We start from the raw sequence: 21,835 nt of genomic DNA, 5'->3' as shown, positions 1-21,835 counted from the left end.
TTTCACTTAAAAATCTGGCTATAATCGAGGTACATCGCTTCAGGGCGGGGTGAAATTCCCCACCGGTGGTAAGTTAGGCAATGCAATCAAATGACCTAACCAGCCCACGAGCCTGTATATATTTTTATATACTCGCAGATTTGGTGAGATGCCAAAGCCGACGGTATAGTCCGGATGAAAGAAGACGAAACCACTGAAACACGCTTTTGCGTTGTTTTGGTGTACGCTTATTTTTTACATCAGTCCTGAAATGTTCAACCGTATCCTATTTACGAGAGCGTTTCATTATGTCTAGTTTAATTCAACCCGAACTTTTCTTCTCAGCCCTTTCCCCTGCTGAACAACGTATTCAACAAGCTTTAGAAGATATCCGCCAAGGTAAACCTGTGTTGGTGATGGATGACTTCGACCGTGAAAACGAAGCTGATCTGATTATTGCAGCCGAAACACTGACTGTTGAAACCATGGCGCAAATGATCCGGGATGGTTCAGGTATTGTATGCCTATGTTTGACTGAAGCACTGGCAGATCATTTAGAACTTCCACCGATGGTCGTGGATAACTCAAGCCAGTTTAAAACTGCGTTTACCGTGACCATTGAAGCAGCTCAAGGTGTAACCACAGGTGTATCGGCCAAAGACCGCGTCACTACCGTTTTGGCAGCCACCAAAGATGGGGCTGTGGCGAGTGATCTAAGCCGTCCAGGTCATGTGTTCCCTTTACGTGCACGTGAAGGTGGTGTTCTGACCCGTCGTGGTCATACCGAAGGTACGATTGATCTGGCTCGTCTGGCAGGTTTAAAACCTTCTGGTGTCTTGTGTGAATTGACCAACCCGGATGGTTCAATGGCGTCAGGTATTCAAGTGTTAGCTTATGCACAAACCCATGGCTTGACCGTGATCAGCATTGAAGAACTGGTGCAATACCGCTTAAAACATAATGTCTGATTAGACATAAAAAAGCCTCGATATTTCGAGGCTTTTTTTACTACCTGGATTTTAAGAAACCTTACGTTCTGCATTCAGTTCAGCCACCGTTTCAATGAGCTGGCTAAATTGAGAAATTTGCGTTACCGGCTGTGCCTGAGCCAGTTCCTCTGCCCGACCATAACCATAATTAACGGCAATGGTTTCAATCCCGTTGGCACGTGCACCCATAATGTCATATTGACGATCCCCCACCATGATACATTGCTGGGCATCGAGATGTTCTTGCTCAAGAATATAGGCAATCAAGTCCGCTTTATTGGTCCGCTCACCGGTTAGCTCACTGCCATAGATGGCGGTAAAATATTGATCCAGCTTGAAATGAGCCAAAATTTGTTTGGCAAAGACCACGGGCTTGGCGGTGGCAAGAAATAATCGATAGCCTTCCGCCTGTAATTGCTGCAGTGTTTCTGCGACTGAAGGATAAACTTCATTTTCAAATAAGCCTGTCACTGAAAACCGCTCACGGTAAGCCAGTAATGCCTGCTCAGCCAGTTCATCATCCTGGGTATTGAGTAATTTTGCCAAAGATGCTTTTAAGGGTGGGCCAATGGTCCAGTCCAGATCCACGTCATCAGTCAAAGGTTGACCTAACTTTTGCAAAGCAAAACGAATTGAACCATGAATTCCTGTTTTAGGGTCAGTCAGCGTCCCATCTAAATCGATGAGAATATTTTTGATCGTCATTCGTTCAATCTCTTGCAGCCTTACACAACAGAGTCGAGAGTTTCTCGAAACTTCCCTATACTACCGTATATTGAAGACTAAAAGGAAATTGCAGTGCGTCCGACCGTGCTTTGTTTTTCAGGTTTAGATCCATCTGGCGGGGCTGGCTTACAGGCAGATATTGAAGCTATTGGACAAAGTGGTGCGCATGCTGCCATTGCCTGTACCGCATTAACCATCCAAAACTCACAACAAGTATTTGGCTTTGAAGCCACTTCAAAAGAATTGCTCCTTGCACAGGCCAATGCCGTGGTCGGTGACTTGCCGATTAAATGTGTAAAATCAGGCATGCTGGGCACAACTGATAATATTGCTGCACTGGCTGAATTCTTGCGCGCCCATCCAGACTATCTCTATGTCCTAGACCCCGTTTTAGTCGCAAATAGCGGCGGTTCATTGGGTGACCAAGCCACATTAGTCAAAGCCTTTGTTGAATTGATTCCTTTAGCGACGCTAATCACGCCCAATACGGTTGAATTAAGAGCTTTAACCGGTCTGGAAGATATTGAACAAGCCACGCAAAAACTGTTTGAAATGGGTGCAAAAGCAGTATTGGTCAAAGGCGGCCATGAAGATACGCCTGATCATATCCGTAATGTGCTCTATGCAGATGGAAAAATGCTTGCAGAAAGCCGCTGTCCACGCTTAGAAGGTCAATATCACGGTTCAGGTTGCTCTTTGGCAAGCTTCATTGCAGGACGTTTGGCACTGGGTGATTCTTTAAAAATTGCCGTTCAACATGCCGAAACCTGGTTGTTTGGCGTACTGAAACAGGCAGAAACCCCTGTACCTAATGGGCAAAAGATTCCAAAACGCTTTTAAGCGCTGCAGAAACCGATCGTTTTTTTAAAAAATTTTCATTAAAAAAGGCGCATCAAGCGCCTTTTTTAGTTCCATCAGATTACTGTGGAATACGTAAAACTTGTCCCGGGAAAATATCATCGGCATTTTTAAGTAACGGACGGTTCGCTTCAAAAATTTTGTTGTACTGGTTCGGATCGCCATAATATTCTTTTGAAATCTTCGACAGGTTATCGCCTGATTTCACAGTATAGAATTTACTTTCTGGTTCCGGTGTTTCCACAGTCATCTGATCATCCACTTTCGCAACATGATCTGTGTTTCCGACCGCCAATACGATCTTTTCTTTATCCGCCTGGCTTTTTACTTGCCCTTTAATTGTTGCGGTATCTGTGCTGCCATTATAGGTCACAGACAAACCTTCAACCCCTAGACCCAAACTCTTGATCAAACCTAATAACTTATTTGCAATCTCTTGAGCTGATGGTTCAGCTGGTGTTGCTGGCGCAGCTTGTGGCTCTGCTGGTGCTGTATTTTTCTTACCGATACCTTTAACAAAATCAAAAAGACCCATTGTTATTACCTCTGTAATTATTAATCTCAAATCGTCAAAATAGACTTACTTTAGTTATACCGAAAAAAATAATCACTCGAGTTTCAATTTAAAGCGGTCTTGTAAATATATGTATATCCACTAAAACTCAGGGTATTTTCTGCTCTTATTCAATAGCCCATAAAAAAGCCACCTGACGGTGGCTTTTTTATCATGCAAGCTGATTAAGCAAGTTTCTTAGTTACGTAATCGATTGCAGATTGAACAGTTGTGATTTCATTTGAATCTTCATCTGGAATCGTGATGTCAAAATCGTTTTCGAAAGACATTACAAGTTCAACCAAATCTAAAGAGTCAGCACCTAAGTCATCCATGAAAGATGCTTCGTTTTTAATCTCTTCAGCACGCATACCTAATTGTTCAGCTACAGCTTGTTTGATGCGTTGTTCGATATCGCTCACAGGAATTCTCCTCATTGCTTGTGGCGTTTTAATTTGCCACTAGTTTAATTGAATATAAAAATTTTTAAAAGTTTATACATCGCCAGTTAGGCCATGTATAGACCACCATTTACGTGTAAAACTGTACCAGTAATGTAACTCGCCTTATCGCTGGCAAGGAAACTCACTGCATCAGCAATATCTTGAGGTTCGCCTAGACGATTTAAAGCTACTTGATCAGTCATTTTTTTACGAATCTCTTCGCTTAACTGATCAGTCATTTCAGTGGCAATGAAACCAGGTGCAACACTGTTCACTGTAATCTGACGGCTCCCCATCTCTTTTGCCAAGCTACGACTGAATGCTTCAATCCCTGCTTTCGCTGCCGAGTAGTTCGCTTGTCCAGGATTGGCAAAATGAGCAACCACTGAACTAATATTAATAATGCGGCCGAAACGTGCTTTGGTCATGCCTTTCAATACACGTTTAGATAAGCGGTATACCGCTTTCAGATGAATATTGAGAATGTCATCCCAGTCATCTTCCGACATACGCAGCAACAAATTATCTTTGGTAATGCCTGCATTGTTGACCAACACTAGCACCGAACCATATTTTTGCTCGATGTCTGAAACCAGTGCATCAATCGCAGCACCATCACGCACATCGAGTACAGCACCTGCACCATGTTCAGCAAAGCTTTCTGTCAGCTTTTGCGCGCCTGCTTCAGAAGTTGCGGTACCAACCACAAAAAAACCGTCTTGAATGAGTTGCTGTGCAATTGCAGCGCCAATACCGCGGCTTGCTCCTGTCACTAACGCAACTTTTCGTTGTTGTGTCATGCAATTTTTCCTTCTGCCACTAACACTGCGTTTAGGGCATCTTCCATACGTGCTTTGCTATCAATGGCAAATGCTTTTTCTATGTCCGGTAATCGCTTGGCAAGATTACTCAATACCGTACCAGGTCCACATTCAACCATGTACTGGATACCCTGATCTTGCAGATATTGCATGGTACGTGTCCATTGAACCGACTGGTACAATTGAGCTGTTAATGCCTGACGTAACTGCGCAACATCTGTCGCGATTTCCGCGTTGACATTTTGTATTACAGGAAGGCATGGTAGCTCAATGGCAGTTTGTTCCAAAGCTTCAGCAAACTTTTCTGCTGCTGGCTTCATCAATGTGCAATGTGAAGGCACTGAAACTGGCAATGCAATCGCTTTACCAGACTGCTCTTTTGCTTCAGCCATCACCTGCTGAACCAACGCAGCGCTACCCGCAATCACAACCTGTCCCTGTGCATTGTAATTTGCAGCTTCAACAGAACCTTGGCCCGCAGCAGAAACCTTTTCACAAAGTTCAACCACTTTGTCATCTGCCAAGCCAAGAATTGCCGCCATTGCACCTTCGCCTTGTGGAACAGCGCTCTGCATTAATTGACCACGTAAATGAACCAGTTTAACCGCATCAGCTAAAGTCATCGCTTCTGCTGCAACAAGCGCACTGTATTCCCCTAAAGAGTGCCCAGCAAGGTACTTTGGCACAATTCCACCCAGTTCTAACCACACACGCCATAAGGCAATACTTGCAGTTAATAACACAGGCTGAGTGTTTTCAGTCTGGTCTAAACCTTCACCGCTCTGGGCAATATGCCAAAGATCAAAACCAAGTGCTGCCGATGCTTCTGCGAATGTGTCTTGAACGACACTAAATTGCTCTGCAAGTTCAGCCAACATACCTGCTTTTTGTGAACCCTGACCAGGAAAAACAAATGCTGTTTTTGTTGCTTGAGCAGCCTGCTCAAGTCGCTTAGTCGACATATAAAAATCCTTAAAATGGTCTATCGCCAATTTCATCAACATGCATGATTCTACATGAGAATGACAACAGACTCTTTTCCGATGCGGCAATTTACCATTGATTAAATCGTTTTTTAATTGCGAAAAACAACAAAAAAGGGAGCTTTCGCTCCCATTTTTTCTATACTTTAAGCTAACGCTTAATGCATATGGTTCAATTATTCAGCATCAGCTGCTTTAGCGAATAATTGACGACCACGGTAGATACCATCTTTAGTCACGTGGTGACGACGATGAGTTTCACCCGTAGTTTGGTCTACAGATAATGCATTCTCGGTTAAAGCGTCATGTGAACGGCGCATGTCACGGCGAGAGCGACTTTTACGGTTTTGCTGAACGGCCATGATGGCTCCTTACAAAGATCGAAAAAATGGATCAGAAACAAATTCAGTTGTCTTAACTCAACATTATATCACAAATTATGAGTTAAGTTTACCCTTCAAACTTGCCAAAACATCAAACGGGTTATCCCGTTTCTCTTCGACAACGTCCTGAATGGCAGGTCGATGCTTATGCTCACAAACATCATGCTTGGGAGATAAAGGCATCAACAATAACAGTTCATCTTCTAGTAGTGCGAGCAAATCAATCGAAGCAGGTGTATCAAAATCACCTTTTTTCGAAGACTCGCTTTCACCTAAAACGATGAAATCAGCATCCTCATCCAAGCGCTCTATCAGTGACTCATCATCGATCAAGGCCAAATGAAAATCTGAAACAAGTTCAGTTTCAACAGTATCCAGACAACGCTGGCATTCCATTGGAACTTTCGTTTCAATACGTCCATCCAGCCATACAATGCGATGATATGCATCCATTGATAGCTTACAGTCTACGTTGATCAATCGATCATTAATTGATCCAACAGCTTCACGAGCGATACGAGCAAAGCGAGACAATGGCAGTGTGCCTGACCATGTAAAGCCCTGTTCAGCCCATTTAAACGGCTCAATCTGTGCCGGAAAGGTATTTGCTGACATAATTAAGGCGGCAATTCTACAAATTCATCGGTACTCTGTCAAAGATTAAGATACAATTTTGCACTTCTTTAGACAGAACTCGGGGTAAATTAAGCAATGCACCTGTTGCAGCCGCAACTTGAAGTAACAACTTCATTACTTGTAAGCACCCATTCAACCTCTGCTCCTGCATTAACGCCAGATCAAGTGCAACGCTCATCTTGGCAAAAGTTAACATCAGAACCAGAACAGGTCGATTGGCTTATTTTACACTTTAATCACTGGTTTTCCCACCATAATGTCACACTAGTTAAAGGTGATTTTGAACCAGAATATTTCCCGGCGGAAAATGGTCAGCCTGCAAGAATCCAGTTTGCCCACGGTTTCTTTAATAGTGCACTGCATGAAATTAGTCACTGGAGCATCTCTGGTGCACAGCGTCGCCTACTCCCTGATCTGGGATACTGGTATGCGCCAGATGGTCGAACTGCTGAACAGCAAGCGCTGTTTGAGCAGGTTGAAATCAAGCCACAAGCCATTGAATGGTTGTTTGCAAAGGCTTTTGGCCGAAAGTTCCGTGTCTCTTTAGATAACTTGACCGGCGATGGCGGTAATGGTCAGCAATTTAAAGATCATGTTTTTGCTCAGCTACAAGATTATTTTTCAGGTGAAGCCAAGTTACCACGCGATGCTACGCATTTTATTCATTACATCTGTCTATGTACCCGTCATGGCCGACCGTTACAACTCGATGAATTTAAACGTGAAGACCTTGATTAAAGGACAAAATTGTCACATCTAATGCTTGCAACTTGACCGCAACCCGCTTCATACTCAATTTAGCCATATAGATCAGGGAGTTCAAAGATGTTGCATTTACATATTCATCCCGAAAATCCACAGGCACGCTTAATCACACAAGCAGTGGAACGTATTCGTGCTGGGGATGTGGTGATTTATCCGACCGATGCAGCCTACGCCATCGGTTGTCAGATCGGAAATAAAAATGCGATGGAACGTATTGCGCAAATTCGTGGTCTGGGGCCAAAGCATCAATATGCCATTATGTGCTGTGACCTCTCTGACATTGCGACCTATGCCAAAGTCGATAATGCCATGTATCGTTTATTAAAAAATAATACACCTGCTGTCACAACGTTTATTTTGCCGGCGACCAGCGAAGTACCAAAACGTTTAATGCATCCGAAGAAAAAAACCATTGGTCTGCGTATTCCAAGTAATCCTGTTGCACAAGCTTTATTAAAAGAACTCGGTGAACCGTTACTGACCAGTACCTTAATCTTGCCGGATCAGAAAGATCCACTGGATGATCCATACGATATTGAAAACCAGTTGGGTAAACGCATTGATGTGTTTATTGACAGTGGTTTCGGAACCTTATCAACCACCAGTATTGTCGACCTGTCAGGAGAGAATCCTGAAATTGTGCGTCGTGGTGTCGGGGATGTCAGTGCTTTTGAATAAGGACTGACACCCGCTCTCTCTAAATCTTAGGCATATGGAAAGTTTGGACATTGCGCCAGAACTTGCTGAGTACTTTGTATTTTCTGGCCAGACATATTAAAAATTTCGATTTCAAATGACAGCCGATCTTCAATTAAAAGCCCATACACCTTGGTTCTTGTGCTTTGTTTAAGCGTCTGAAAGTTTTTTAGAAAGATACAGCTTTGCTGCTGAAGCTGCGCAGCGCTAACCGGGTTATGGCCTTCACCCCGTAATTTCATCTTCACCCTAATCTTCGGGTAGGAATTAACGGCGTGAATATCCATGTTCCACTTCGAAGCCGTCGGGTTGGCGCGATGATTAATCTTGCTGACGATCAATCTGCCTAAATACTGCCTTAACAGTTCTTTTTGAACAGAAGGATTGTTCCAGACAAAAAAACTTCCGATCAGAACAACCGGTAAGGTCAGCATCAGGCTGACAATTATTTTTCTTTTCATTGAAGTGATATACCGCAATATTTCTCATTAAAACGACGAACAACAACTCAGATTTCAAAAAAGTCTGATAACCGCTGTTTCTGGAAACCCTGGGCATCAAAATTTGATGGATTTAACCACTGTAAGTAGCACTGTTGCAGTGCCGGCCACTCCTCATCAATGATTGAAAACCATGCAGTATTGCGGTTACGGCCTTTAGTGATGCGGTCTTGGCGGAATAGCCCCTCATATTGAAAACCAAAGCGTAACGCCGCTGCTTTAGAGGGTGCATTGCAGTCATCACATTTCCACTCTACCCGTCTAAAGCCCTGTTTGAAGCATTGTTGTAACAATAAAAATATGGTTTCAGTCGAGGCTTTGGATTTTTTCATCTGATGTGAGTAGTACACATTACCGATTTCAATCGCCCCGTAGTTTAGTCGTGGATTCAACAGCGCAATCCAGCCCTGAACTTTGCCATTCACTTCAATCAGAAAATGGGTGGAGCCCTGAAAGCCAAATACATCCTCTAAGCTTTGTTTTAGTTGTGCTTTGCTCTCTGGCGCAGAATAAGGTAAATAGGTCCAGCATGCCGCATCAGGCTCAGTTTCTACAGCCTGCCAGATTTCACTGGCAGCCTGATCGGAAATTTTACCGTCAATACGACGTAGTTGAACGTATTTCCCCGCCAGATTTTGCTCAATGGGTAGACAGGGCTGATGATCAATGGCAAAGCCAACACTTTGTCCAAACGGATTTTGTTGCGTTTTTAAATATTTTTTCATGGCAATTTATAATTAAGAAGCAAACATGATTTTCGCTGCTCATTTAAGCATAAGTTTTTTAGCTGACCTAGCTGATCCTACATAAATAGGAAAAATACCCTGAGAAGTTTAAGGTTTTTGTAAGTCAGCAATTTATTAAATTCGGGTTTTCGAGTAGAATGAGCCTGCTCTTGGTAGCATGTGCCTTTCCTGCACAAAAATTATATCTTTTCATGCTTTTGAAAATTCGCGTGGCTTATAACGGTAATGAACCAAATTCTCCCCCAAACTTTGGAGTCCACTCCTTCCATTCGCGTGCTTGACGAGTGGCAAGAAGTCATACCTGAAGATTTGTATATTCCACCTGCCGCGTTTGAAATTTTACTGGAACAGTTTGAAGGGCCGTTGGATTTCCTGATTTACCTGATCCAAAAAAATGGCTTTGATTTATTACAAGTGGATATTTCACCAATTGCCACCCAGTATCTGTCTTATATGGACAGTATGAAATCGTTGAATATTGAACTGACAGCGGATTATATGGTGATGGCCGCGCTTCTGGCCGACCTAAAATCACGCTTGTTATTGCCCAAACCTGCTATTGTCGATCAATTTGAAAAAGATCCAAAACAGGAATTGATTGACCGTCTGGAAACCTATTTACGGATTAAACAGGCTGCCGAACGATTGGGACAAATGCCGATCTTCGAGCGCGATACCTTTAGTGCCAATGTCAGTCTGGGGCATATTGCACCGATTTATGAAGGCTATGATGTCGCCGCCTTACATGATGCATTATTTTGTGTATTTAACCGCCCTGAACCGGTCACGCATGTGGTGGCACAAGAACCCGTCTTGTTAGAAGAACGGATTGCCTTTATTGAAAGCCAGCTCGCATTAGGTGAAGCGTTGAGTTTTATTGAATTATTAAATCCCCAGCAAGGTCGCATGGGGATGGTGGTGACCTTTATGGCCGTACTTGAACTCACACGTCAGCAAAAAATCCAGATTATTCATACTGGTATTGAAGCTCCGTTGACCATTCAGGGAGTTGCCGCATGAGTCTAGATCAGTTAGAACAAAATGAAAGCCTGTCACTTGAAGACATTCATCACGATGTTTTATTACAAATCGAAGCGATCCTGTTCGCCAGTGACTCACCAGTTTCGATTGCCCGTCTAAAAGAAGCCTTTCAAAACCAATATAATAAGCAACAATTGCGGACCTTTGTGCAGCAACTTGCCATGTTGCAGCATGGTCGTTCGATTGAATTGATTGAAACAGCGCAAGGCTTTCGTTTTCAGGTACGCGCCAAATATCGCAATATCATTGCACAAGTCTGGCCGGAACGTCCGACCAAGTTATCACCCTCATTACTCGAAACTGTCGCAGTGATTGCTTATCATCAACCTGTAACCCGTGCCGATATTGAGCAGATTCGTGGTGTCTCTAATAACAGCCAGATTTTAAGAACACTTTTTGACTGGAACTGGATTAAAGAAGCCGGTTTCAGAGATTTACCCGGAAGACCTGCGTTGTTGATTACAACGCCCCAATTTTTAAATGCTTTTGGTTTAGCTTCGCTAGGTCAATTGCCTCCCCTGCAGAACGCCAAGGAAGCATTCATGGCTCTCGATGCACATGCGCCGAAGTCTTGAGAAGGTGAACTGTTGATCATTATGTCTAAGGTTGTGCTGTCATGAGTGAAAAATTACAAAAGGTTTTAGCGAGAGTCGGGCTCGGCTCGCGTCGCTATATGGAGGAAGTCATTGCTGCTGGTCGTGTCAGCATCAATGGTCGTATTGCCCAGGTCGGTGAACGTATCGAACCAGGTGATGAACTTCGTATCGATGGTCGTAAAGTACAGTTCCAGATTGAAGACGAAATCCGTCGTCGTGTGTTGATTTACTATAAGCCAGAAGGTGAAATTTGCTCACGCAATGACCCTGAAAAACGCCCAACCGTATTTGATCATTTACCTCAAATTGCCAATGACCGCTGGGTCATGGTGGGTCGTCTGGACATCAACAGTACAGGTCTGTTGCTATTCACCAATGATGGTGAACTTGCCAACCGTTTAATGCACCCTTCAAACGAAGTTGAGCGTGAATACGCGGTTCGTGTCATGGGTGAAGTGACACCGCAAATTCGCAACAACATGCTCAAAGGTGTTGAGCTTGAAGATGGCCCTGCGAAATTTGAATCTTTCTCTGAAATTGGTGGTGACGGTATCAACCGCTGGTATCAAGTGGTGGTAAAAGAAGGTCGTAACCGCGAAGTACGTCGTATCTTTGAATCACAAAGCCTGAAAGTCAGCCGCTTGTTACGTACCCGTTACGGCACGGTGATTTTACCGCGTGAATTACGTACCGGTCGCTGGATGGAACTGGATAAAACCGATATCGACAATTTGGCTAAATCAGTCGAGTTAAAACCACGTCAAGGGACTGGTCTATTCGGTATGGCAAAACGTCGTACCGAACGTATGGCAGACAAGCCAATGGCTGCACGTCGTGGTGGATATTTACGTCAACAGCGCCGTGATGATGAACAAGATCAATCACAGCAACGTTCAGGCGGGAATAGTAACAATAACAATGGTCGTAAAACCATTGGTTTCAACAAAGGCTTTAAAAAGTTTTAAGCCTGAGGTCTGAAATAAAAAAACGCTCTGATTAGAGCGTTTTTTTATGACTTGATTTTAATGATGGGCAATCCCTTGCGGAATTGCATTCAATAGTTTCTTGGTATATTCATGCTGTGGATGTAAATACAGTTGATCCGAATTGGCGATTTCAACCAGTTCACCATGATTCATCACCATCACCTGATCGGAAATATACTTCACCACCGATAAATCATGTGAAATAAAGATATAGCTCAATCCAAACTCATCCTGTAGATCCTGCAATAAATTCAGCACTTGTGCCTGCACCGATACATCCAGTGCAGAAACCGATTCGTCACAGATCAGGATTTCAGGTTTTAAGGTTAAGCAACGTGCAATCGCAATCCGTTGCCGTTGCCCGCCAGAAAACTCATGTGGATAACGGTCATAAGCCTGCACAGGCAAGCTGACACGCTCTAATAATTCCAAGGCAATTTTCTTACGCTCGGCGTCATTTTGACCAATACCATGAATCCGCATCGGTTCCAATAAAATCTGTCCGATGGTAAAGCGTGGATTGAGTGAGGCATAAGGATTCTGGAAAATGATCTGGATCTTGCGTTGATACTGACAAAACTCTTTCTCGCTCATGGCCAGAATGTCTTTGCCGCCAATCAATGCCTGTCCACCGGTTGCTTGGTGTAAGCGCATCAATAATAAACCGATGGTGGTTTTTCCCGAACCCGACTCCCCCACCAAACCCAAAGTTTTACCTTTGGCCAGTTGAAAGGACACCCCTTTCACGGCCTGAAACTCCTCTCGTCCCCATAAGCCTTTACGGCTATAAAACGATTTTTTCAGGTCTTTGACCTCTAAAATAATCTGTTCATCTCCCTTCAGACCACGAGTACGTTGTTTGAGATTCAGGTCAGATAACTGGCTCACTTCAACCCATTGTCCATGTTCCTGTTTCATAAAGTCACTGGTCACAGGCAAGCGGTAAGGTCGTGAAGCCAACTGCGGACGACAATGCAACAAAGCTTTGGTATAGACATCCTGTGGCCGTTCCAGCACTTGCTCAACAGGACCACATTCCCGAATTTCCCCATGCCGCATGACAATCACCTCATCGGCAATTTCCCCGACCAGTGCCAGATCATGGGTAATAAATAACATCGACATCTGGTGACGTTGTCGTAATGACTCTAGCAAATCAATGATCTGTTTCTGAATAGTCACATCCAAAGCCGTGGTCGGTTCATCCGCAATCAAAAGCTTCGGTTCACAGGCAATAGCCATCGCAATCATGACCCGTTGCTGCTGTCCCCCCGAAAGCTGGCTGGGATAGGCATCAATCTTGGTTTCAGGTGCAGGAATACCAACCTCCCGGAGCAATTCCAATACCCGGGCTCTGGCCTCCTTGCGCCGCATGCCCAGATGAATACGCAGCACTTCGGCAATCTGATCACCGACCGTAAATACCGGATTTAATGAGGACATGGGTTCCTGAAAAATCATGGCAATGTCTTTACCACAAATTTTCCGGATTTCACCTGCTGATAGGTGTAGTAAATCCTTGCCTTCAAACTTGATCAGGCTGCGTTCTGCAATCTGGCTCTGACCTTTTGGCAATAGCCCCATCACCGCAAGAGAGGTCACTGATTTACCGCTGCCGGACTCCCCCACCAAAGCCACGGTTTTATTTTTAGGGATCGAAAATGAAATTCCTTTCACGGTTTCAATCCACTGTTTATTTTCGCCTTTAAAGCTGACCCGAAGATCTTGTACCTGTAATAGCGGTATTTCATTCTGATGTTGCATATTGTTCTCTCCGCTATTTCAACTTAGGATCTAGTGCATCACGTAAAGCATCGGTAAACATCGAGAATGCCGTGACCAGTATCGCCATTGCCATTGATGCGGCTGCCAGCTGCCACCATTTCCCCAGAATCAATTCACTTTGCGCTTCATTCAGCATACTGCCCCACGACACCACACCGACAGGCACACCAAAACCGAGGAAGCTCAGGATTACTTCCGATTTGATAAAAGACACCACCAGAATCGAAATCTGTACCAGTGCAATATGACTCACATTGGGAAAGATATGCACAAACATACGGCGTAAATGACTGACACCAATCGCCTTGGCAGCAAGCACATATTCACGCGACTTGTGTTTCATATACTCGGCACGAATCAGACGAAATACTCCAGTCCAGCCCGTCAAACCGAGAATAAGTACAATCGACAAAATGCCTTTTTGCTGGAGTACTGCGGCAATCGCCAGGACCAGCAACAAATAAGGAATCGAGGTAAAAATGTTGTAAAACCAGTTTAGAATATCATCGACCCAACCGCCAAAATAACCTGCAATCGCCCCCAAAAAAGTCCCGATCACCACGGCCAGCAGCGCCGACAACAAACCAACCAGAATCGACGTTTCCGCTCCTTTAATAGTTTTCAATAGGATATCCTGCCCCCATTTATCGGCCCCAAAGGGCAAGGTGGTTTTTAACTCCAGCTTTTGTTCAAGCAAATGCCCACCCAGTTGCTGATCAATTTGTTGCATATCTTCCGCCAAAGGATCCACCACGCCATAATGATCCACATAACCGCCTTGCTGTTCATTCTGGATCTCGCTGTTGAGCTGGCGGATGACATCTTTTAATGGGTCTACCGGATTTTCTGGTAGCGTTTCGTTAAGCTTCGCCGCTTCCCCAGTTGACGAGGCATCGGCATCTGCGCCTAAAAACGTTGGTGGTGCATAACTGACCGCCACTTCCTTATTCCAGTCCGATGCAATCACACCGGTCATGGATAAGGCCAGCAGGATGAAATAAAACAGCACCACAATAAAGGAAACCACCGCAATACGATCCGACTTCAATCGCTTTAATGCCAGTTGCCATAATCCTGTTGCAGCAGTGGATTCATCAGAAGATGCTTTGCTTTTAAAAATTGTACTTAGCATTGTGCTCTCCTCTACTTCAACTGAACACGAGGATCGAGGAGCTTATAAATCAGATCGGCGATCAGGTTAAAAATCATGGTCATCGCAGCGATATAGACCGTAATTGCCTTGATGACCGGAAAATCGCTACGCTCTACTGCGATAATGATTTCCCGTCCAATTCCCGGGATGCCAAAAAAACGCTCAATCAGGAAGGCACCAATTAACAAAGCCGGTAAACTTGCCATGACTTCGGTCACAATCGGGATGGACGCGTTACGCAGCACATGCACACCCAGTACACGCGATTCGCCCACACCTTTGGCACGTGCGGTACGCACATAATCCTGTTGAATCTCATCCAGCACAAAACTGCGATACAGCCGCAAGGTCGGTGCAATACTTACCACCAGCATAATTAGGATCGGTAATAAGGCGTATTGAAACAGGTTTTCACTGAAATGATCACTCCAGCCCTGCACCGGAAACCAGCTAAGCTGATAGGCCAAAACGTACTGGAAGACAATGATATACACCAGAATACTGATCGACATGCCAATGGTGCACAGCATCATCACCATACGGTCTGTCAGCGAGCCACGCACCGAAGCAACAGCCAGTGCCAAGATAATTGAAATTACGGTTTGTAAAATCGTCAGTGGAATCAATAACGTCAGTGATGGTCCTAAACGGGTCAGAATAATCTGTGAGACCGATTCACCGGTACTCCAGCTGACACCATAATCAAAGCTCAGAATCTGCTTGATAAAAATCCATAGCTGTACGTAGTAAGGTTGATCTACGCCCAACTGTTTACGGATGTTTTCGATTTGCTCCGGGTTAGACATCTTTCCTGCCAGAATGTATGCAGGATCACCCCCCACCCAGTTAAATAAAAAGAAAATCAGCAAAATAACACCCAACATGGTCGGGATCATTTGCCATAGTCTACGCACGACATAAGCAAGCATAATGGCAAATCCTTATTTGACCCGTTGACCGGTAATTTCATTAAAAAATGCTTTGTTATCAGGCTCTCGACCTAAAAAGTCTTTCACCAGTTGGGCTGCATCCTTTTGGCTGCCTTGTGACAGAATGGTTTGACGATAGCGTTGCCCGACGACCGGATTGTTCAGGTTGTCCCCAAAAGCAGATAACATGTCCAGCGCCAGTACTTCAGACCACATATAACCATAGTAGCCAGCCTGATAGCCCATCAAATGCCCGAACTGGCCTGGGAATTCGGTAGTAGGTACATAGCCTAATGCCGTGGCTGACTCCATTTTCTTCCAGACATCCATCGGCTGGACTTTCAAGGCATCGGCACCATGCAAAGCCATGTCGTATTGTGCATACAAGGTCTGACGTGCATAACGCATACCACGTCCATAATTATGGACCGATTTCAAACGGGCAATCAGGGCATCATCTACGCGTGGACAAGCTGGATCACAATAATCCGCCACTTTAGCTAAGGTCTCTTTGCGGCGAGCCCATTCTTCATACATTTGTGAAGGTGCTTCGACAAAATCACGCTCTACCGAGGTTCCTGACTGGCCTGAATAACGAGTTTTCGACAAGATGCCATGTAAGGCATGACCAAACTCATGCACAAAAGTTTCAAGCTCATCACTATTTAAACCTTTACGGTTAAAGTTGGTCACCAGTACAGAAATCGGTTTACGCTTGCTTAAAGTGCTGCCGCCATAGACGCCCCACACCGCTGCATGACCATATTTGCCTTCACGCGGGAATTTATCCATATACAGGCCACCCAGCACTTCGCCAGTTTTCTTGTCTGTCACATCGTAATATTCAACTTCATCCTGCCATGTATCAACTTTGGCGGGTTTAAACTCAATGCCATACAGATCTGAAGAAATCGCAAATAACCATTTTTGCGCGGCTAAAGTTGGAAAATAATCACGCAGTTTTTCCTGATCAATCTGGTATTTAGCTTTACGCAGCTTTTCACTCCAATAGCCCACATTCCAGCGATTGATGTCAGCCTTGTCCAAAGCGATGTTTAATGTTTTGGCTTTAAACGCCCGTAGTTCTTCTACTTCTTTTTGCTCGAGCGGAGCCACCACTTTATGTACATCCGTCAAGAAGCTATTCACGGTTTTTGGTGTTTTTGCCATGCGTTTTTTTAAGGCCAGATCAGCATAACTTGCCTGACCAAACAGCTGTGCCAGTTCATAACGCAAGTCGATAATCTGTTTCAGTAAAACCAGATTCTTTTCCGTACCACGACGAGTAAAGGCGGTTTGATAACGCTTACGGGCAGCATCGCTGTCTGCCAGTTCCATGAAAGGCTGATATTCAGGATATTCAAAGCCTAATAAATAATTACCTTTGTCATTTTTCTTTAACCCTGCAATATAACTGTCAGGTAAGCCCTTTAATTCCGCAGGGGTAAATTCCAGTTTTTCCGGATTATCACGGATATTGCGGGAAAACTCTTGCGAAAGTTTGGTTAGTTCATCAAAAATCGTTTTCACCCGAGCGCGCTTCTCAGGGGCTAATTGCACACCGGTATCTTCAAAGGCATCGAGGATGTCCTGACGATATTTGCGATCAATGGCATCTGCCGCCGTGGTATTTTTAATGCGCTGATACAGTTTCGGATTCTGATAAATTTCAGTTTGCAGCTGGTTCAATTTGACTTCACAATCTTCAGCAGCTTTACGCAGTTTTGCATCCGGATCAACATTACTATATAAGCTGATCGGTCCGGCAAAATCTTCAAAGCTTGCCATCAGTTGATCCCACTCAGCCAAGACTGGTGCGGCATCAGACTGCTGTTTTACTGTTTGTTTTTCAAGTTGAGCAATACGCTGTTGTAATTTTTCCAAGTTGGCATCACACCATTGCGCACTAGCCGCGGTTTTTAAAATAGGTAAGGTGGTTCTTTCAGCCCAGATATTCTGGCTCATGCCGACGGCCGTCATGGATAACAAAGCCAGACTCGATAATTTCAATATTTTTTTCGCCATTCTTTCTCTCCAATTTAATGTGTTGGTTATTTCTTGTCTTGAATATCAATATACATCCACTCTGCAGGCAATATAGGATGCTTTTTATAGCCCAGCACACGAGGCTGTGCGACCACAGTCCGATAACGGGTCGAGACGAATTGTACGGGTGAGTAAAACTCTAAAAGACGTGACATTTTGCGATATAACATATCGCGCTCAGGACCATCTTCCAGTTTCAGGGATTGTTCATATAAACGGTCATATTCTGGTAATTTAAAGCAGGTATGGTTAGTGGCATGAATATTATTACCATAGAACAACTGCATAAAATTATCGGCATCAGGATAGTCAGCAATCCAGGCAGAGGCTTTAAACATGGTCTTACACTGTTTTTCCGCCTTTAAACCTTCCGCGAAAGGAACGGGCTTGGACACCATATTAATTTTGATATTGGTCAGGTCTTTCTTTAATAGCTCGGCCATTTGCATACTACGGGCACTGCTGGTGGATGGCATAAACTCAATCACCAGCGGCTTGCCATCAGGCAGTCTGCGCCAGCCATCGGCCCCGACCTTATAGTGATACCGATCCAGCAACAGATTTGCGGCCTTTACCGAATAAGGAATACTGCTTTTATAATCAGGATCATGCCCCGCGACCCCATAAGGAATCGGTGTTTCCAGTTTTTTGGCATTTCCCTTGGCCAGAATCGCAATCATTTTGTCTTTGGAAATGGCCATTGACATGGCACGACGTAATGCAATTTTATCTTTGCCAAAACCACCAACAACAGGATTCTGGATATTCCAGTAAAGATAATCAATCGACGGATCCGGTATACGCGACAACTGGATTCCCTTCTTGGCCAGCTCGGGTTTTAAGCTGCCATCTTGCTGTAAGGCTTGTGCGGGCAACTCGCCGTCCAGTGTGAATAAATCCAGCCCGTCTTTCTGAAAAGCAAGCCATCCTGATTGTGATTCTTCAATGACACGGATATCAATGACCCCAATCTGCGGCATTTTTTTACCTTGCATCTGCTGGACGATTTTCTGCTCTTCTGGATTGCTGGCCTTAAAATTCCAGGTGAAACCGCGATAATCAGGGTTGGCTTTCAAAATAATCCGTGAACCTGGCGTCCAGTGTGCCAGCACATAAGGGCCTGTTCCGACGGGATGCGCCATGGCATAGCCTGTTGTTTTATCCCGATAATGTTCAATCACTTCACGGGCGACTGCCCCTGTCGGTTGATGGGCAAGCAGCATAGGGAAATTATGATTCGGTTCTTTCAGGCGAATCACTAAGGTATAACGATCCGGTGTCTGTAATCCGGTGATCGGCTGATCGTAGTTAAATTTTCCGGTTTTACTGGCCTGTTGAATTAAAGGATCAATCCCGGCAATTTTATCTTCAAATAACCAACTATTCGGTGAGCGTAAATTCGGGTCCAGTAAGCGCTTATAGGAATAGGCATAATCAGCTGCCGTGAGCTCTCGCGGTTTACCCTTAAAGACAGGATCAGGAGAAAAATAAATCCCTTTCTTCAGCCGTATGGTGTAGGTCAGTCCATCCGCACTCACTTCGGGTAAGGCAGCGGCAGTATTAGGTACCAATTGTGCTGGCGATGCCAGATAGTCATAGGTATAGAGGGTTTCAAAGACAGAATATAAAATATGGGCAGAATATAAATCTTGAGTCGCCACGGGATCAAAGCCCGTTTCTGCCACCGGAAAAGCATATCGCAAGACTTTTTTAGGATCGGCGGGGCTTTTGGCTTGTACTGAGCTGAAGCCTGAACCTAGGGTCGTCCCCAATACCAGTGCCAGTCCTGCACGCAAAATAGAAATTTTAAAATTTTGCTTCATCGTATACACATCACTTATTTTTGATTTGGTGAAGCAATATCAAGGTATTGCCAATTGGTATTCATAATAGGATGAGCCTTAAATCCCTGAACTTCTGGTTGAATCAACCAGTTGCGAATCCGTGTATCCTGTAAAATCCAGATATTATCCGCTTCAATTTGCCGACTCATTTTTTCATAGAATGGCATGCGTTTTTCAGGTGGTTGCTGCATGGCCTGCTTATATAAATTGTCATAAGCAGTAGATTGATAACAGGACTGATTACCGCGTCCAACATTGGGTCCATACAGTAACTGAGTGAAGTTTTCTCCTTCTGGATAGTCGGCATGCCATGCACCACTCCACATCATATATTGACACTGCGTGGCCGCTTTTAGGTTATCGGCAAAATTACTGACTTTAAAATCAGCACGTATCCCGATTGCGTCCAGATTTTTCTTCCATAATTCAGAGTACATCACTGAAGACGAGCCACTTTCAGTATTGATTTTTAAGGTTAAAGCTTTGCCATTAGGTAGGTTACGATAACCATCAGCACCCTTTTTATAACCGAAATGATCCAGTAATTTATTGGCCAATACAGGATTGTAGCCAATGCTACTGCGGTAATCGGGGTTATGCCCACTAATCCCTGCAGGAACCAGCATTTCAGCCTTCACTGCCTGGCCTTTTCGTAATATGCGAATATATTCATTCACATTAAACGACATTGCGATTGCTCGCCTTAAGGCAATTTTGTCTAGACTCTTCCCGCCGACTACCGGATCACGCATATTCAGCATCGAATAGGTAATCTCGGCCTCTTTATTGGCATACAGGCGAATCCCCTGTTTTTTTATGGCGGGCTTGAGTTGATTGTTGTGATCAAGCACTTTAGGAATCGCATTTGAGGTAACTTTGTCAAAATCGAGCTGCTTGGACTGAAATGCTAACCAGCGCGACTGTTCTTCTTCAATAATACTGATATTGACCTTGCCGATTTGTGGCATCTGCTTGCCGCTCATTTCCTTGACCAGTTGGTTGTCCCAGGCCGTGCCCGTCGATTTAAAGTTCCAGACAAAACCCCGGTAATCCGGATTGGCAACCAGTTCGATCTTGCTGCGAGGGACATATTTACTCAGCATATAAGGGCCCGTACCGACAGGATGCATAGCTAAACGATCTTTATAGTATTCAACCACTTCACGTGCAGTTGCCCCAAATGAACTATAAGCGAGAATATAAGGAAAGTTATAATCAGGTTGCGTCAGCGTAAATTGAATCGTATATTTATCGAGTGCCTTGATCCCTTCAATCTTGGCCTCATAATTAAAATTTCCAGTTTTCTTTGCCTGTTCAATCAGCGCATTGGCACCAACAATTTTATTATCAATAAAAGAAAATGATGAAGCATGATTTTTAGGATCTAAAATGCGTTTAATGGAATAAATATAGTCTTCAGCCACCAGCTCCCTGCGCTTACCTTTAAATGCGGGATCATCCGTAAAATAAATACCTGACTTTATTTTAAAGGTATACACCTGTCCATTTTTTTCAATGACTGGTAAGCTTTGTGCAGTTCCAGGCATCAGTTTAACGGGATCTGCCAGATAATCATATTGAACCAGTCTTTCAAAAATAACATCAGCGACATTTCCACTATAGTAGTTGAAGGTTTTAACCATATCAAAACCATCATCTGGCGCCTCAAAAGCAACACGGAGTACTTTGTCAGCTTGAGCTGGTGTTTTTGCATAAACCATGGGCATACATGCAACTACACTGGATAAAACAGTGACCGTAATAAAAATAGACTTCAACTTAATACTCACATCATCGTTTTTTAATAAATACTAGACTTTCGCATAGCATTCAACACCACAACCATTTCTCTTCTTTAGATTAATCTTGAAAAATTTTTATCATAAAATCATTTATTTAATAAAAATTTATCATTTGGAAAAAATTAACCCCAAGAAAGAATGCTTTATCACAAAAAATTAACTAGCGAATTTCGTGCCACTTTTCCAATAAAAAAATAATACTTATTTTTTAACCATAAATATTTTAATGCCATTCCGGTTTTCAGGCATCTTAAATAAAAGTAACTTTCTGCCAAATCATATTTTTTTATATTAATTCCCATTTCCATGAAATCATATTAATAAAATACATGTTTTCTGTGGATAGAGAAGCTTTTGCACTATAAAAAAGCAAAAATAAAACGTTATGATTCATTTTAATGCGTAGGAGAAGAACACATTAATTGGTACTTTATGACAAATACCCCACATTCTTTATTATTTTATGTTTTTAATAATTGGTAAAAATATGAAAAGCTTATAAATAAAAACTAAAACACTTTTACATAATTTATTCTACATTAAGCGAAATCTAAAAATAGGGCTTGGCACAGGTC

22 protein-coding genes and 1 riboswitch are annotated in these 21,835 nt (G+C 43.6%); of the genes, 7 read left to right on the top strand and 15 right to left on the bottom strand.

Features of this window, described 5'->3' with window-relative positions; genetic code table 11:
- The first annotated feature begins 32 nt into the window (after window positions 1–32).
- Window positions 33–190, top strand: a riboswitch (FMN riboswitch).
- A 97-nt stretch (window positions 191–287) separates the two neighbouring features.
- The gene (ribB, locus tag JO943_RS15855; protein ID WP_004804956.1) at window positions 288–947 is read left to right on the top strand and encodes a 3,4-dihydroxy-2-butanone-4-phosphate synthase; all 660 of its coding nucleotides are present in this window, start codon (window positions 288–290) and stop codon (window positions 945–947) included.
- Between the two features lie 51 nt (window positions 948–998).
- Here ribB and JO943_RS15850 read toward each other — a convergent pair whose 3' ends face one another.
- Window positions 999–1,673 (bottom strand): HAD family hydrolase, encoded by a 675-nt coding sequence (locus JO943_RS15850; protein WP_005283890.1) that lies wholly within the window; start codon window positions 1,671–1,673, stop codon window positions 999–1,001.
- Window positions 1,674–1,766: 93 nt separating this feature from the next.
- Here JO943_RS15850 and JO943_RS15845 point away from each other — a divergent pair, with 93 nt between their 5' ends.
- Window positions 1,767–2,534 (top strand): hydroxymethylpyrimidine/phosphomethylpyrimidine kinase, encoded by a 768-nt coding sequence (locus JO943_RS15845; RefSeq protein ID WP_009507133.1) that lies wholly within the window; start codon window positions 1,767–1,769, stop codon window positions 2,532–2,534.
- Between the two features lie 79 nt (window positions 2,535–2,613).
- On the opposite strand, the gene lysM is transcribed toward JO943_RS15845, so the two are convergent.
- The 6 genes from lysM to JO943_RS15815 form a co-directional block, all read right to left on the bottom strand.
- Window positions 2,614–3,087: a peptidoglycan-binding protein LysM gene (gene lysM / locus JO943_RS15840; protein WP_005229019.1), complete on the bottom strand. Its 474-nt coding sequence runs from the start codon at window positions 3,085–3,087 to the stop codon at window positions 2,614–2,616.
- 203 nt (window positions 3,088–3,290) lie between these two features.
- On the bottom strand, window positions 3,291–3,527 hold the full coding sequence (gene acpP / locus JO943_RS15835) for an acyl carrier protein (protein ID WP_005229018.1): 237 nt from the start codon (window positions 3,525–3,527) through the stop codon (window positions 3,291–3,293).
- Window positions 3,528–3,613: 86 nt separating this feature from the next.
- Window positions 3,614–4,348 carry a 3-oxoacyl-ACP reductase FabG gene (fabG, locus tag JO943_RS15830; protein ID WP_005229017.1) on the bottom strand — a complete coding sequence of 245 codons (735 nt, stop codon included), beginning with the start codon at window positions 4,346–4,348 and terminating at the stop codon, window positions 3,614–3,616.
- Entirely contained in the window at window positions 4,345–5,331 is a 987-nt protein-coding gene (fabD, locus tag JO943_RS15825; RefSeq protein ID WP_202741283.1) for an ACP S-malonyltransferase, read from the bottom strand. Before fabD ends, fabG begins: the two co-directional genes overlap by 4 nt.
- A 197-nt stretch (window positions 5,332–5,528) precedes the next feature.
- On the bottom strand, window positions 5,529–5,714 hold the full coding sequence (rpmF, locus tag JO943_RS15820; protein ID WP_004638135.1) for a 50S ribosomal protein L32: 186 nt from the start codon (window positions 5,712–5,714) through the stop codon (window positions 5,529–5,531).
- Window positions 5,715–5,789: 75 nt separating this feature from the next.
- Window positions 5,790–6,350, bottom strand: coding sequence for a YceD family protein (locus tag JO943_RS15815; RefSeq protein WP_005229015.1), 561 nt, complete (start codon window positions 6,348–6,350; stop codon window positions 5,790–5,792).
- Between the two features lie 96 nt (window positions 6,351–6,446).
- Here JO943_RS15815 and JO943_RS15810 point away from each other — a divergent pair, with 96 nt between their 5' ends.
- Together JO943_RS15810 and JO943_RS15805 are read left to right on the top strand one after the other, a co-directional pair.
- Complete coding sequence (locus tag JO943_RS15810) at window positions 6,447–7,109, top strand: elongation factor P hydroxylase (RefSeq protein WP_009507150.1); 663 nt, start codon at window positions 6,447–6,449, stop codon at window positions 7,107–7,109.
- 87 nt (window positions 7,110–7,196) lie between these two features.
- Window positions 7,197–7,814, top strand: coding sequence for an L-threonylcarbamoyladenylate synthase (locus tag JO943_RS15805; protein WP_004770885.1), 618 nt, complete (start codon window positions 7,197–7,199; stop codon window positions 7,812–7,814).
- Between the two features lie 26 nt (window positions 7,815–7,840).
- Here the strand turns inward: JO943_RS15805 and JO943_RS18575 are convergent, their stop codons facing one another.
- Together JO943_RS18575 and JO943_RS15795 are read right to left on the bottom strand one after the other, a co-directional pair.
- Window positions 7,841–8,293 (bottom strand): hypothetical protein, encoded by a 453-nt coding sequence (locus JO943_RS18575; RefSeq protein ID WP_227614496.1) that lies wholly within the window; start codon window positions 8,291–8,293, stop codon window positions 7,841–7,843.
- Between the two features lie 47 nt (window positions 8,294–8,340).
- A complete protein-coding gene (locus tag JO943_RS15795) occupies window positions 8,341–9,057 on the bottom strand; it encodes a GNAT family N-acetyltransferase (protein ID WP_202741282.1) in 717 nt (238 codons plus the stop codon).
- Between the two features lie 246 nt (window positions 9,058–9,303).
- Here JO943_RS15795 and JO943_RS15790 point away from each other — a divergent pair, with 246 nt between their 5' ends.
- The 3 genes from JO943_RS15790 to rluB are packed head-to-tail and all read left to right on the top strand — an operon-like array spanning window position 9,304 to window position 11,680.
- A complete protein-coding gene (locus JO943_RS15790) occupies window positions 9,304–10,098 on the top strand; it encodes a segregation and condensation protein A (RefSeq protein ID WP_202741281.1) in 795 nt (264 codons plus the stop codon).
- Window positions 10,095–10,694, top strand: coding sequence for an SMC-Scp complex subunit ScpB (gene scpB / locus JO943_RS15785; RefSeq protein ID WP_032874732.1), 600 nt, complete (start codon window positions 10,095–10,097; stop codon window positions 10,692–10,694). Before JO943_RS15790 ends, scpB begins: the two co-directional genes overlap by 4 nt.
- A gap of 41 nt (window positions 10,695–10,735) precedes the next feature.
- Window positions 10,736–11,680, top strand: coding sequence for a 23S rRNA pseudouridine(2605) synthase RluB (gene rluB, locus JO943_RS15780; protein WP_005229009.1), 945 nt, complete (start codon window positions 10,736–10,738; stop codon window positions 11,678–11,680).
- 57 nt (window positions 11,681–11,737) lie between these two features.
- Here rluB and JO943_RS15775 read toward each other — a convergent pair whose 3' ends face one another.
- The 6 genes from JO943_RS15775 to JO943_RS15750 are packed head-to-tail and all read right to left on the bottom strand — an operon-like array spanning window position 11,738 to window position 21,236.
- Complete coding sequence (locus tag JO943_RS15775; RefSeq protein WP_202741280.1) at window positions 11,738–13,465, bottom strand: ABC transporter ATP-binding protein; 1,728 nt, start codon at window positions 13,463–13,465, stop codon at window positions 11,738–11,740.
- Between the two features lie 13 nt (window positions 13,466–13,478).
- Window positions 13,479–14,618, bottom strand: coding sequence for an ABC transporter permease (locus JO943_RS15770; protein WP_202741279.1), 1,140 nt, complete (start codon window positions 14,616–14,618; stop codon window positions 13,479–13,481).
- Window positions 14,619–14,629: 11 nt separating this feature from the next.
- Entirely contained in the window at window positions 14,630–15,568 is a 939-nt protein-coding gene (locus tag JO943_RS15765; RefSeq protein ID WP_202741278.1) for an ABC transporter permease, read from the bottom strand.
- Between the two features lie 12 nt (window positions 15,569–15,580).
- Window positions 15,581–17,593 carry a M3 family metallopeptidase gene (locus JO943_RS15760; RefSeq protein ID WP_199974347.1) on the bottom strand — a complete coding sequence of 671 codons (2,013 nt, stop codon included), beginning with the start codon at window positions 17,591–17,593 and terminating at the stop codon, window positions 15,581–15,583.
- Between the two features lie 26 nt (window positions 17,594–17,619).
- Entirely contained in the window at window positions 17,620–19,437 is a 1,818-nt protein-coding gene (locus JO943_RS15755) for an ABC transporter substrate-binding protein (protein WP_202741277.1), read from the bottom strand.
- Window positions 19,438–19,451: 14 nt separating this feature from the next.
- Window positions 19,452–21,236 carry an ABC transporter substrate-binding protein gene (locus tag JO943_RS15750; RefSeq protein ID WP_202741276.1) on the bottom strand — a complete coding sequence of 595 codons (1,785 nt, stop codon included), beginning with the start codon at window positions 21,234–21,236 and terminating at the stop codon, window positions 19,452–19,454.
- Window positions 21,237–21,835: the final 599 nt, after the last annotated feature.

Source organism: Acinetobacter sp. 'aerobic (ED)' (assembly GCF_904886855.1).
GTDB classification, from domain to species: Bacteria; Pseudomonadota; Gammaproteobacteria; order Pseudomonadales; family Moraxellaceae; genus Acinetobacter; species Acinetobacter courvalinii.
This window is presented reverse-complemented; position numbering and strand designations above follow the sequence as displayed.